Origin of the sequence: Parabacteroides chinchillae (assembly GCF_900108035.1) — a bacterium.
GTDB classification, from domain to species: domain Bacteria; phylum Bacteroidota; class Bacteroidia; order Bacteroidales; family Tannerellaceae; genus Parabacteroides; species Parabacteroides chinchillae.
In genome coordinates, this window is sequence record NZ_FNVS01000016.1 from 38,886 (window position 1) to 52,579 (window position 13,694).

Annotated in this window: 13 protein-coding genes and 1 tRNA gene; 10 read left to right on the forward strand and 4 right to left on the reverse strand. The window is 40.4% G+C overall.

Annotation, left to right across the window (positions count from 1 at the left end; translation table 11 throughout):
* Positions 1-47: 47 nt before the first annotated feature.
* Positions 48-1,862, reverse strand: coding sequence for a T9SS type A sorting domain-containing protein (locus C4S38_RS12505; RefSeq protein ID WP_146059485.1), 1,815 nt, complete (start codon positions 1,860-1,862; stop codon positions 48-50).
* 72 nt (positions 1,863-1,934) lie between these two features.
* Here C4S38_RS12505 and hflX point away from each other — a divergent pair, with 72 nt between their 5' ends.
* Positions 1,935-3,152 carry a GTPase HflX gene (gene hflX / locus C4S38_RS12510; RefSeq protein WP_103983992.1) on the forward strand — a complete coding sequence of 406 codons (1,218 nt, stop codon included), beginning with the start codon at positions 1,935-1,937 and terminating at the stop codon, positions 3,150-3,152.
* On the opposite strand, the gene xerD is transcribed toward hflX, so the two are convergent.
* The gene (gene xerD / locus C4S38_RS12515; RefSeq protein WP_200817975.1) at positions 3,153-4,082 is read right to left on the reverse strand and encodes a site-specific tyrosine recombinase XerD; all 930 of its coding nucleotides are present in this window, start codon (positions 4,080-4,082) and stop codon (positions 3,153-3,155) included.
* 85 nt (positions 4,083-4,167) lie between these two features.
* Here xerD and aroQ point away from each other — a divergent pair, with 85 nt between their 5' ends.
* From aroQ to C4S38_RS12540, 5 genes are all read left to right on the forward strand, one after another.
* Positions 4,168-4,584 (forward strand): type II 3-dehydroquinate dehydratase, encoded by a 417-nt coding sequence (aroQ, locus tag C4S38_RS12520; RefSeq protein ID WP_103983993.1) that lies wholly within the window; start codon positions 4,168-4,170, stop codon positions 4,582-4,584.
* Positions 4,585-4,708: 124 nt separating this feature from the next.
* Positions 4,709-6,166, forward strand: coding sequence for a pyruvate kinase (gene pyk, locus C4S38_RS12525; protein ID WP_103983994.1), 1,458 nt, complete (start codon positions 4,709-4,711; stop codon positions 6,164-6,166).
* A gap of 9 nt (positions 6,167-6,175) precedes the next feature.
* Positions 6,176-6,802, forward strand: a complete 627-nt coding sequence (locus tag C4S38_RS12530; RefSeq protein WP_099464093.1) for an O-methyltransferase — start codon at positions 6,176-6,178, stop codon at positions 6,800-6,802.
* Between the two features lie 12 nt (positions 6,803-6,814).
* Positions 6,815-7,150: a 30S ribosome-binding factor RbfA gene (gene rbfA / locus C4S38_RS12535; RefSeq protein WP_099463770.1), complete on the forward strand. Its 336-nt coding sequence runs from the start codon at positions 6,815-6,817 to the stop codon at positions 7,148-7,150.
* An 8-nt stretch (positions 7,151-7,158) separates the two neighbouring features.
* Positions 7,159-8,388, forward strand: coding sequence for an FtsX-like permease family protein (locus tag C4S38_RS12540; protein ID WP_103983995.1), 1,230 nt, complete (start codon positions 7,159-7,161; stop codon positions 8,386-8,388).
* Here C4S38_RS12540 and msrB read toward each other — a convergent pair whose 3' ends face one another.
* On the reverse strand, positions 8,389-9,453 hold the full coding sequence (msrB, locus tag C4S38_RS12545; protein WP_103983996.1) for a peptide-methionine (R)-S-oxide reductase MsrB: 1,065 nt from the start codon (positions 9,451-9,453) through the stop codon (positions 8,389-8,391).
* A 139-nt stretch (positions 9,454-9,592) separates the two neighbouring features.
* Positions 9,593-10,675 carry a mannose-1-phosphate guanylyltransferase gene (locus tag C4S38_RS12550; protein WP_099463773.1) on the reverse strand — a complete coding sequence of 361 codons (1,083 nt, stop codon included), beginning with the start codon at positions 10,673-10,675 and terminating at the stop codon, positions 9,593-9,595.
* 152 nt (positions 10,676-10,827) lie between these two features.
* Here C4S38_RS12550 and C4S38_RS12555 point away from each other — a divergent pair.
* From C4S38_RS12555 to C4S38_RS12570, 4 genes are all read left to right on the forward strand, one after another.
* A tRNA-Leu gene (locus C4S38_RS12555) sits at positions 10,828-10,911 on the forward strand.
* 236 nt (positions 10,912-11,147) lie between these two features.
* Positions 11,148-12,056 (forward strand): hypothetical protein, encoded by a 909-nt coding sequence (locus C4S38_RS12560; RefSeq protein WP_103983997.1) that lies wholly within the window; start codon positions 11,148-11,150, stop codon positions 12,054-12,056.
* A 124-nt stretch (positions 12,057-12,180) separates the two neighbouring features.
* Positions 12,181-12,468, forward strand: a complete 288-nt coding sequence (locus tag C4S38_RS12565) for a helix-turn-helix domain-containing protein (RefSeq protein ID WP_004310673.1) — start codon at positions 12,181-12,183, stop codon at positions 12,466-12,468.
* A gap of 5 nt (positions 12,469-12,473) precedes the next feature.
* The gene (locus tag C4S38_RS12570) at positions 12,474-13,547 is read left to right on the forward strand and encodes a P-loop NTPase family protein (RefSeq protein WP_103983998.1); all 1,074 of its coding nucleotides are present in this window, start codon (positions 12,474-12,476) and stop codon (positions 13,545-13,547) included.
* Positions 13,548-13,694: the final 147 nt, after the last annotated feature.

Sequence of the window (13,694 nt, forward strand, 5' to 3'; positions counted from 1 at the left end):
TCTTATTCTACATTAACAGGTAACAAAGATACAAATTGTTTTATTTCCTATCCGGCTTTAACTATCTTATGGCAAGCACAATAACATTCCATTTCAATCTTTAGGATATATAAACCCGGACACAGCGGCAAATTAATTGACGAACAGCCTTTTCCTATCTTTTTCTGTAAAACCACCTTGCCGGCCAAATCCATAATCCGGATATTTCCCTTATCCGGGATATTCTCGAGGATTAACCGGTCACCATCCATATAACTAATTATATTCCTTTGATTGAAGTCTGCTCCTGTATGCAATGGCGTTGTTTTGTTGCCCGGCTCCAAGTTTATCGACGATAAAGGATCGGGCATAGATAGCAGTACACAATTGTCCGAACCGGACTGATTATTGATAACAAGCTCCGTATCTGCCTGTGTTTTCACAAAAAAAGCAGCAAAAGGAGGCAAAGCATAATTGCTGCCGATAGGATAAGGCTTATAATCTCCTCTTTCATACACATAAACATAACCGTCTAATAACGGATTAGATTCAATAGCCCTTAACGGCAAAAGAGACAGTAAAGGATTTCCACATAAATACCAGCCGTTATCTTCATCCTTTATGCCATCCAATGTAGCTTTTATTGGCACAGACATGCTTTTTCCAAAATCAGAAGGCAACTTTCCAATAGCCGAAGAAAACCGAAGTGTTTGGTTGGAAGCCTTGCTATCCAATGCTATCAGATAACCTTTATTTTTTTCAAAGACAGGTTGGGAACCGGAAACATTATCTACCTTTAAAACCTCCCAATTGTCATTACTTCTTCCCAAAGAAGCCCTCCTGTCACCATTATAACAACATACATAAAAATAGTTTCCCCCGTCATTAGGTGCATCGTCCTTTAGCTCAAAATCCGGCTCGATATCTGACAAATAAACATCAAAAGGAAAAGAAAGGAAATACCATTTTCCTTTTTCCTTAAAAGTTTTTTCTATTGCAACCTGCTTTCGAACAATAAGATGTCCGTCTACATCGACCTTTGCATCCTTATCCGAAGAATAAAGGATCAGATTACTTACGGCAAGAGACGCATCTTTTGCTATATAAACGCTCCCATTACCAACAGCCAAATCTTTACATTGCACATCCGAAAGGATAGAAACATCGCCGTTTACCAACGCATTGCGGTGGCGCAAAGCCGGAAGATGTGTCCATAAATCTTCATCACTCCAATCGCCTTTATCCGTAAAAAGAGAATATTGGGGAATAAGTCCAAATGCATAAACACTATCTATGCAATAGCAATTGCCGCAATTGGTACCAGGCGTAAACAAGACTATATCAGACGGATTTCCGGGAATCTGAACCGGATTCCCCAATTTATCAGGAAGAGTCGCCAAGGTCCTGTAAGGAAACGTGTATTTATCTGAGCCAGACCGGCACCATTCCCATTGATCTGTTTTTCCATTTCTTTCAGCCTTTACAAATAATTTATCACCTTTACTTAACTCTTTGGCGGCAAATGTTGCATTAATACGAATATCAGTGTATAAAGGCGATTGTCCAAACGAAGTAAACGTAACTTGGGATGCGGGAGGCATTTTTAAAGAATATTTTCCTCCTTGTCCTTTAATTCCGTATAAAGAAAAAACATCTATACGGTTAACATTTTCTGTTTTCGTATAACTCCATGTATCTGATAAATCATTCTCAAAAGATTGAAACAGAAAAGTATCTCTTACCAGTATATTCTGTGAAACATCCTGTACGAAATTGTTCCACTGACCGGGAACCGGAATCTGGGATTGAACATGCAAAGGGAAGTTTACCATTAATAAGCACAAAGAAACATACATTATAGCCCGTAAACTGTTCTTTATCATAGTTACTATAATTTTGGTTTGTAAATACGTCTACAAATGTATACAAATTATTGAATTTATTATCTTTGCCGCATGAAAGAATTTATTATCTCAGAAGCACAGACAGAGAAAGCCGTGCTAGTCGGGTTGGTTACTCCCGATCAAAACGAACAAAAAGTAAAAGAGTATCTGGACGAACTGGAGTTTCTTGCAGATACGGCCGGTGCCGAAACCGTCAAAAAGTTCTGGCAAAAACTGGATTATCCTAATCCGGTAACTTTTGTCGGCACAGGTAAACTACAAGAGATAAAAGAATATGTTGTCGAAAATGAAATAGGACTGGTTGTTTTTGATGATGAGCTTTCATCCAAGCAGCTTCGTAATATAGAGAAAGAGCTACAGGTAAAAATATTAGACCGCACAAACCTGATTCTCGATATTTTTGCCCGGCGGGCACAAACCGCCCACGCAAAGACGCAAGTAGAGCTGGCTCAATATAAATATATGTTACCCCGTTTAACCCGTTTGTGGACTCACCTTGAACGGCAGCGTGGCGGCGTAGGCATGCGTGGTCCGGGTGAAACACAGTTGGAAACGGACAAACGTATTATCCTGGATAAAATATCCAAACTGAAAAACGATCTGGTTGACATAGACAAACAAAAAAGTGTTCAAAGAAAGAACCGCGGAAAAATGGTTCGCGTAGCTTTGGTCGGTTATACCAATGTTGGCAAATCAACCTTAATGAACCTGTTAAGCAAGAGCGAAGTTTTTGCAGAAAACAAACTGTTTGCAACTCTCGACACGACCGTCCGCAAAGTGATAATCGAAAACCTTCCATTCCTGTTATCCGATACGGTTGGTTTTATCCGTAAGCTGCCGACAGAATTAGTGGAGTCTTTCAAATCGACCTTAGACGAAGTACGCGAAGCCGATTTGCTGGTACATGTTGTTGATATTTCGCATCCTACATTTGAAGAGCAAATTGAAGTGGTTAATAAAACCCTGGCAGAAATAGATAAAACCGAAAAGCCCATGATTATGGTCTTTAACAAAGTAGACGCATTCACTTTTGTGCCGAAAGACGAAGACGATCTGACTCCCCGTACACGCGAAAACATTGATCTTGATGAACTGAAACGCACCTGGATGAACAAATTACAGGATAACTGCATCTTCATTTCAGCAAAAGAACGCACAAATATAGATGCACTCAAAAGCATGTTGTACGAACGGGTAAAGCAAATTCACATAACCCGCTTCCCTTATAACGATTTTCTTTTCCAACAATACGATGAAGAGGAAATATAACTATTCCCTATGCTTACTGCGGGGATGATGTTCCAGAATTTCTTTGCGCAGAAATTCACGGTCTATGTGTGTATAAATTTCAGTGGTAGTAATTTTCTCGTGCCCCAGCATCTCCTGGATGGCACGGAGATTTGCACCCCCTTCCAACAAATGAGTGGCAAAAGAATGACGGAATGTATGCGGACTTACATTTTTCTGCACACCGGCCATTTCCGTTTGTTGCTTAATTACGTGAAAGACCATAATACGCGACAGGGCCGTTCCCCGGCGGCTAAGGAATAAAATATCTTCAAATCCTTTTTTCACGGCAACACGATTCCGGTCATATAAATAATTCTTTATCTCTTTAATAGCCGTATCGGAAATCGGAACCAAACGTTGCTTGCTTCCTTTTCCCTCCACTTTGATAAAGCCTTCGTCAAAATAAACATCAGAATAACGCAATGAAGTAAGTTCGGACACACGCAACCCGCAGCTATATAACACTTCCAACATGGCACGATTACGCTGACCTTCAGGCGATGACAGGTCTATTGTATCTAAAATATTATTTATCTCATTTACAGTCAGCACTTCAGGAAGCTTCAAACCAATCTTCGGGGATTCTAACAATTCCGTAGGGTCGGTTGTTATATAATCGTCCAGCAATAGAAAACGATAAAAGGATTTGATGCCGGAAATAATGCGGGCCTGAGAACGGGGATGAATACCTATATCACGCAATTGTGCAACAAACTGTTGTAAATCTTCATAAGTAATCTCCTTTATTCCCAATCCCTCACTCCCTGCAAAACAGATCAGTTTGTCCAGATCCGTCAGATAGGCATCCACCGAATTGGCAGACAAGGATTTTTCGAGACGGAGATAGATTTGATATTTATTAATTATTTCCTTTTGTTGTTGCGACTGTTGCATTGTTAAGTGTGCCATTATGTATGTGTCAAATAAAATCACTACCTTTGCCGGATATTTTCAACCCGGAAGGGTAATGCAAAGGTAATAAACTTACAACAAAATGAAGAAGATTCAAATCATCAACGGCCCGAATCTGAACCTGCTGGGCAAACGCGAGCCTACAGTATACGGAAACACTTCATTTGAAGGATATCTGAGCGAATTGCGTAACAAATATCCTCAATGTGAAATTGCTTATTTCCAAAGCAATATAGAAGGTGAGATGATTGATAAAATTCATGAAGTAGGTTTCGATTACGATGGTATCATCATGAACGCCGGAGCGTACACACATACGTCCATAGCTTTACATGATGCAATAAAGGCGGTAACAACACCTGTCGTTGAAGTACATATTTCGAATGTACATGCCCGGGAATCTTTTCGCCACGTTTCTATGATTTCTGCCGCCTGCAAAGGGGTTATCCTCGGGTTCGGCCTGGATTCATACCGGTTGGCACTTGAATCTTTTCTATAAAGAAAACACCTCCATGCGGAAGAAATTCCAATTTCTCTCGAAAGAAAATCCGATTTCTTCCGAAAGAAACATTTTTTAGAATAAGTATAAAAGATAAATAATAAGGTTATAATATAAAAGGTATATGTTAAAGCATACGAAGATTGTTGCTACTATTTCTGACCAACGCTGTGATGTTGATTTTATCGACTCACTATACAAGGCAGGTATGAATGTTGTGCGCCTTAATACGGCACACATGATGGAAGAAGGCTTAAGCCGCGTTGTTACTAACACACGTACAGTATCCGACCGCATAGGCATACTGATGGACACAAAAGGCCCCGAAGTTCGTACCACTGTGGCAGTAAATAAAGAACCAATTTCATTTAAAACGGGAGAACACGTTAAAGTTGCAGGCGATCCGGACAAGGAAACTTCGCATGAGTGCATTTATGTATCTTATAAGAATTTCGCATCAGACTTAACTATTGGCAGCGATGTGTTGATAGATGATGGAGACCTGGAACTAAAAGTTATTGAAAAACATCCCGACTATCTGCTTTGCGAAGTAGGAAACGATGCAACACTGGGTAACCGCAAAAGTGTAAATGTACCGGGTGTCCGTATCAACCTTCCGTCTTTAACAGAAAAAGACCGTAAAAACATCCTTTGGGCTATTAACAACGAACTGGACTTTATTGCCCACTCCTTTGTACGCAACAAACAGGATGTATTAGATATACAACGCATACTGGACGAATATAACAGCCCGATCAAAATCATCGCAAAAATTGAAAACCAGGAAGGAGTTGACAATATAGATGAGATTCTGGAAGTGGCATACGGCGTAATGATTGCCCGCGGAGACCTGGGTATCGAGGTACCCGCCGAAAAAATACCGGGTATCCAGCGCACACTTATCCGTAAATGTGTAGAGGTAAAAAAACCGGTTATTGTAGCTACACAGATGCTTCATTCCATGATAAACAATCCTCGCCCAACCCGTGCGGAGGTAACAGATATTGCCAATGCAATTTATTATCGTACAGATGCGTTAATGCTAAGTGGCGAAACTGCATACGGCAAATATCCCTTAGAGGCCGTACAAACAATGACGAAGGTTGCCCGTGAAGCAGAGAAAACGAAGTTGGCAGCTAACGATATTCGTGTACCTATCGAAGGAAATGACCTGGATGTTACCTCATATCTGGCAAAACAAGCCGTAAAATCATCTTCCAAACTACATGTAAAAGCAATTATTACAGATAGCTATACAGGGCGTACAGCACGGTTTCTGGCAGCATTCCGCGGTACATCTACTGTGTTTTCGATCTGTTACAATGCACGTGTGATGCGTATGCTGGCTTTATCTTATGGTGTTTGGGCAGTATATCAACCTTGGAACGATAGTCGCCGGGGCTATTTCTACGATGCTTTGAACCAGTTAATAAAGAGCGGACGTATCACCAATAACGATATGGTTGCTTATTTAAGCGGAAGCTTCGGAGAAGGAGGAGGAACAACTTTCCTCGAAATCAATAATGTAGGTAAAGTATTAGAAGCAGGAGACAATTATCAACTGCCTACTTTTAAAGAATAATTGAATAACGTGACAATAGACGAGTACATACTAACTCACATCGATGAAGAAGGAGCTTTGCTTTCTACCCTGAACAGGGACGCAAATGTGAATCTTCTTCGTCCGCGAATGTTATCAGGACATCTGCAGGGCAGAATACTGAAAATGTTTTGCCGTATACTACGTCCTCGCAGGGTGCTAGAGATCGGTACTTACACAGGGTATGCCACTCTTTGCATGGCAGAAGGTATGGAAGAGGATTCATTGATCCATACATTGGAAATCAATGATGAAATGGAAGATTTCATTCAGAAATACCTATCTGTTTCGCCACATAAAGACAAAGTCCGTCTACACATCGGCGACGCCATGGAAATTATTCCTCAACTGGATGAAACATTCGACCTGGTATTCATTGATGCAGACAAACGCTTGTACTCGGAGTATTACGACATGATATTCCCAAAAGTCCGCCCCGGAGGTCTGATTTTGGCAGACAACACATTATGGGACGGCAAAGTACTGGAAAAGCCACATACGTCGGACAAACAAACCATCGGTATTCTGGCTTTTAATGAAAAGATCAAGAAAGATGAAAGGATAGAAAAAGTAATTCTACCCTTACGTGACGGCCTTACAATGATTTGGAAAAAATAAAATATAGAGATTATGGAAAGTACTAGATTAAACAAAATAGAGCGTCTTATCCAAAAAGAGTTAAGCGACATATTTCAGAAGCAAACACAAGGTATGCATGGTGTTTTGATATCAGTTAGTCGTGTACGCGTAAGTGCAGACCTGGGCGTAGCGCGTGCTTACCTGAGCATCTTTCCTTCGGAAAAGTCAAAGGAATTGTTGGAAGCCATTCAGACAAACACAAAAGCGATTCGCTTTGATTTGGGACAACGCACAGGAAAACAGTTACGCAAAATTCCGGAACTAAGTTTTTACATTGACGATTCTCTGGACTATATCGACAATATTGACAAACTCCTGAAACAGTAGCTTTCACCTTGAACTTCCCGTTTTATATAGCCCGGAGATACTTGTTCTCGAAGAAATCGCACAATGCCATCAATATCATTTCGATGGTATCGGTTTGTGGTGTGGTAGTAGCTACTATAGCTCTTGTTTGTGCTCTTTCTGTATATAACGGGTTCAACGACCTTGTCTCTGCATTATTTAGCAGTTTTGATCCGGAATTAAAAATTACTCCCAATACAGGAAAAGTTTTTGATCCCACAACGAAAGAGATACAAAAGGTAAAATCACTTCCTGAAATTGCGATTTTCAGCGAAGTATTACAAGACAATGCCTTGGTTCGTTATCGTGACCGGCAGAATGTAGCCGTGATTAAAGGAGTAGATAATAAGTTTGAAAATCTGGCTCGAATAGACAGTGTTTTGGTAGACGGAAGATTTGCACTCAGAGAAGATGTCGTAGACTATGCTACATTAGGTATAGGACTAGCCTCTGCACTGGGAATTAATGCAGGTTTTGTATCTCCAATGGAAATTTATGCACCCAAACGGGACGAGAAAGTAAACATGGCTAATCCGGCCGCTTCTTTTAATGTAGAGTATGCTTATATTGGCGGCGTATTCTGCATTAACCAACAAATCTATGATGAAGGGCTTATGATTGTTTCGCTGGATCTGGCACGCAATTTATTTCATTACGACAAAGAGGTTACAGCCATAGAACTAAAGCTGATTGATGGTGCAAGTCTTTCGTCCGTAAAAAAACAGATAAAAGAGATATTAGGGGACAAGTTCAAAGTTCAAGACCGTTTTGAACAACAGGATGCGTCTTTCAAGATGATGCAGGTAGAAAAATGGATGACATTTCTGATATTGAGTTTTATCCTGGCCATAGCTTTGTTTAACGTTGTTGGCTCGCTCTCTATGTTAATGATCGAGAAGAAAGAAGACGTACGTACGCTACGCAACATGGGAGCAGACGATAAGTTGATCCGCTGCATATTTCTGTTTGAAGGTTGGATGATTTCAGGATTCGGTGCTTTGATAGGCATAACAATAGGTATAATTTTATGCCTGTTGCAACAAGAGTTAGGTTTAATAAAACTGGGGCAGACTGCCGGAGCTTTTATTATCGACGCTTATCCTGTTCGTTTGGAAATGACGGATATTATTACCGTATTTATTACGGTATTAACTATCGGACTCCTGGCAGCCTGGTATCCTGTTCGTTATTTGGGCAAAAAGTGGTTACAGGCCCGTTAATTATTTTCCCAACAAATATAAGTAACCGGCATAACCTTCTTCTTTCATCTTCTCCTTCGGAATAAAACGCAGCGAAGCGCTATTTATGCAGTAACGCATTCCTCCTAATTCGGCAGGTCCGTCATTAAACAAATGCCCCAGATGAGCATCACCCGTTTTACTCCTTACTTCCGTACGCACCATACCGTGCGAAGTATCCACATTTTCTTTTATAATATCTTTCTTTATAGGTTTGGAGAAGCTAGGCCATCCGCAACCCGAATCAAACTTATCTGTTGAGACAAACAAAGGTTCGCCAGTTGTGATATCTACATAAATGCCGTCCCTGTGTTCATTCCAATATTCATTATGGAAAGCCGGTTCGGTTGCATTTTTCTGCGTAACAGCATATTGTTCAGTTGTCAGTTTCTTACGGAGTGTTGCATCATCCGGCTTTGTATAAGAGATAGGAGCATTCGCTTTCCTGGCAAAATCAAACAGATCAGGACTAATATGGCAATAACCGTCCGGATGTTTATCCAGATAATCCTGATGGTAATTTTCTGCCGGATAAAAGTTCTTCAACGGCTTTACTTCAACAAGTACAGGTTTTGAATACTTCTTGGATAACTCTTTAATAGCAGATTGGATAATTGGCGAATCAGCTTCATCCGTATAATAAATACCGGTCCTATATTGTGACCCTCGATCGCCTCCCTGACGATTCAAGCTGGTTGGATCAATTGTCTTAAAATAAAGATCGATCAACAGACTCAAATTCACTTCTTGCGGATCATACTTCACCTTCACTGTCTCTGCAAAGCCCGTTTTATCCGTACAGACCTGTTCATAAGTAGGATTATCAATATTCCCGTTTGCATACCCTACTTGCGTAGCCGTTACGCCATCTATTTGTTTCATAAAATGCTCTGTTCCCCAGAAACAACCTCCGGCAAAATATATTTCACTCTGATTCTTCATTACATTTTTCTCCTGTATATTTAAATTGTTAACCACTTCGCCCTGTACATTTACAGCAGCAATACTACCTATCAGCAATATTGCAATAATAAACATATTTCTCATGACTCTCCGTTTTTAATATAACAAGATTAAAGAAAAATATTTCGGATAAAACACAGATTTATTCGGACAAACCATAAAAGAAAAAAAGTGGCCTTTAGAATTAAAGACCACTTTTCACCCGCAATTTTTATACTTATGTTTAATTAAACTCTTTTCCGTACTTAATCTGTGCATCTGCAACATATTGCTTGATTCGCTGCTCATCTTCTTTCTTGCAGATAAGCAATACATTTCCCGATTCGGCAATTATACAGTCATTAATACCTTGCACTACAGCCAAACGGTTCGGATTTTCAAAAGCCACGACATTATTCGAACTTTCATACATCAGGGCCTTATTATTCTTAAGAACAGCATTATTATTCTCATCTTTATGTGCTATATCAAATAAAGATCCCCAGGTTCCTAAGTCCGCCCAACCAAAATCCACACAAAGCATATATACGTTATCAGCTTTTTCCATCACACCATAATCTATTGATATATTAGGGCAATAAGGAAAGTTTTCATGTATAAAATGACGTTCTTCCGGTGTGTTGAATTTCTCTTTTCCCAGATCAAAACGAGCGCTTATTTCAGGCAGGAACTTTTCGAACGCAGACAGCACCGTATTCACGTTCCACACGAACAGACCGGAGTTCCAGAAAAATTCTCCGCTTTCGTAAAACACTTTAGCCAACTCCAGATTCGGTTTCTCCGTAAAAGTCTTCACCTTCGTAAAATCGCCAAGCATCGTATCACTACTTTGGATATAGCCATATCCAGTCTCCGGACGGCTCGGTTTAATACCTAATGTCACCAGCGCTTCATTCTCTTTTACAAAATCCAGACTTTTCTGCACATCTCGCAAAAAAATATCTTCCTTCAATATAAGATGATCTGAAGGAGCAACCACTATGTTTGCATTCGGATTACATGCTTTTATATGATAAGTCGCATACGCAATACAAGGAGCCGTATTACGACGAGTAGGTTCGAGTAAAATCTGATTGTCTTTTAATTCGGGTAATTGTTCCTTGATAAGTTTTGCGTACAGTTCATTTGTTACGATATAAATATTTTCAGTTGGAATAATTTTAGAAAAACGATCGAAAGTCATCTGTAATAACGACCGACCGGTACCAAAGAAGTCCAGAAACTGTTTCGGATAACTTTCTCTGCTAAACGGCCAGAAACGACTACCGATTCCTCCTCCCATGATAACGCAGTAATTATCTTTCATGATATAGCTGTTTTAATTATACATCCACCACAAAGCTAACGAAATAATCTGTTATTTATTCTTCCACCATATATTATTTGAAAAAAAACGACAAAACTCTTGCGAAGTTCAAAAATATGCCTACCTTTGCAACGCATTTCAAAACAAGAGATGCCCAGATGGCGGAATTGGTAGACGCGCTGGTCTCAAACACCAGTGGATTCACTTCCATGCCGGTTCGATCCCGGCTCTGGGTACAAATAAACCCTGATAATCACCTGATTATCAGGGTTTTCTGCTTTTATAGGGCGTACTAAATGTGTACTGAATGACGAATACAAAGAAAAGGTGTACTTTAATAGTTTTCTTCCCCATATCTTTATAATTTCTTAACGCTTATCCTATCTTTTCTTCCTTATTATTGCCGATGTTTTCGGGAAAAGTGAGATTCTTACCTTATATTTGTAGTAAGAACGTTTAAAGGCACACGATTATGGAAAATCATATAGAAACCAATTTCAGAGAAATACAGAAGATATTAGATAGTTGTATAGCTCATGACTATAAAACTAAAGTAGATGCACTATTTTTAAAACGTGAATATTTGACGCAAGCCCAGCTAAAGGATTATTTGCGACAAGAAATTTTCCGTGTGACTGAAAATATTGTAGCCATCCAACAAAAATACCGTGTCGTGCGTAACATTGTATTGGATATGTATATTCCCGATTTTTTGTGGGAAAGCGGTTATTTTGAGGACTTGAATTCTGATGAAAGAAAAAAGTATATCGGTTTCCGCTGCTCTGATTTTGATATGGACGCATATTTGCATGAACCGTCCTGTTATGATGGGCGGCTTCCCTATTTGTCCATTATCGTTAATCTTATCGTGCTTTCCAAGTATTTGCGCTATCTGCAAGAACAGGAAAGCAATTACTATACAGATGCGGTTGCCATCCAAGAGCAAGCCTTGCCAAAAGAGAAAGAGGAAAGTGCAGATACTAATCCAACCAAGATTGTGGGCAAAAGCAATCCTTTCAAGTCCACGTTGAAAGCCAATGAAATCAAACTTCTGACCGACTGTGTGAATGAAGCAAATATGTTTACTACTACCGTCAGTGCCAAAATACTTACCGATTTTTTCAACTGCAAACTGAATGGGGTATTGAAAGTTAATAATACCCGTCTGTTAGCCTATCTTATGATGCAACTTAGCTGTTATAATTACATCGTTTATGAATGGCAGTCTGTCATAGCAAACAATAAGCTGATATTGAAGAAGATAAAAGGTGAACCGCTTACACGTACTGACCTGTCGAGTGCGACAGACCAAGCGAAAAACATCTATCCGAAAGGATATGAAATCATAGACAAATACATCAAACAACTGCAAAAAGGTTGAGCATAGATTGAACGCTCAAACAAAGGTCAATTAGACTTCATTTTCAAGCTCTTAACTTTGCCCCCGTTAACAAAAAAACGAGGGTGCGCACCTTCATATTGTTTCACCTAAATTCCTAAACAATATGGAAAGAGATTTAGAGTTAAGAGTTTCCGAACTCGAAAAAATGTTGTTCCTTTCAAAGAACGTGCTTAGCTTCGATGAAGCGAGCAAGTTTTTGAACCTTTCTAAAAGTTACCTGTACAAGCTGACTTCGGGTAACTTGATACCCCATTACAAGCCGCAGGGCAAAATGCTTTATTTTGAGAAAGCGGAATTGGAAGCATGGTTACGTCAGAACCCGGTCAAGACGCAGGCGCAGATAGAGCAGGAAGCGCAGAAGTATATCCTTAACCGTCCTCTAAAGAAATAACGGCTATGGAAAATAGAAAAGCGACAGAAGCCAGGCAGGACATCACCATGCAGAAAGAGGATTTCGCAGCCCTTTGGAAAACCATTCATCTAAAGGTAACGGACACTTACGAGGTGCCGCCCGAAATACTTTGGGTGAACGGCTCTACCATTGGCACGCTGGGTAATTTCAGCGCATCCACGGGTAAAGCCAAGAGCAAAAAGACATTCAACATTTCCGCTATCGTTGCGGCAGCGTTGAAGAATGACGAGGTACTGAAGTATTCGGCATACCTGCCACCGAACAAGCGGAAAATCCTCTATGTAGATACCGAGCAGAGCAAATACCATTGCTATAAGGTCATGGAGCGTATTTTGCGGCTTGCCGGACTGCCTACCGACAAGGACAGGGACGATTTTGTTTTCATCGTGCTAAGGGAGCAGACCCCCGACAAGCGGAAACAGATTATCGGCTATATGCTTGAAAATATGCCCGATGTGGGGTTACTCATCATTGACGGAATCCGTGACTTGATGTATGACATCAACAGCCCCAGCGAATCGACTGACCTAATCAACCTCTTGATGCGCTGGTCAAGCGGATATAACCTGCATATCCATACCGTACTGCATTTGAACAAGGGGGATGATAACACAAGGGGACATATCGGTACGGAACTGAACAACAAGGCTGAAACCATCCTGCAAATCACGAAAAGCCAGCAGGACGGCAACATAAGCGAGGTAAAGGCGATGCACATACGTGACCGGGAGTTTGACCCGTTCGCATTCCGTATCAATGACAACGCATTGCCGGAAGCTGTGGACGGTTATGTATTCAAGCAGCCCAGCCAAGACAGGGGCTTTCCACTGGCAGAACTGACGGAGCAACAACACAGGATAGCTTTGGAAAACGGTTTTGGCAAACAGATTATATATGGTTACGAGAATGTCCTAAAGACCTTGAAACAGGGTTATGCGAGTATCGGCTACAAGCGTGGACGCAATATCCATGTGGAACTTAACAAGTTTCTTGTGAACAAGCGCATGATTGTGAAAGAGGGCAAGGGCTACCGCTATAATCCCGATTTCCATTATTAAAAGTCAGTTTGGTTTAGTCCGGGTGTATATATAAGAGGAACGGACTTACTATTTCCCTGTATCGGAACAGGCAGGTTTAGTATGGTACGGATATATATAACGGACTAAACAGGACTGGCGCACTTTTCAACTATTTTTTAATCCCAA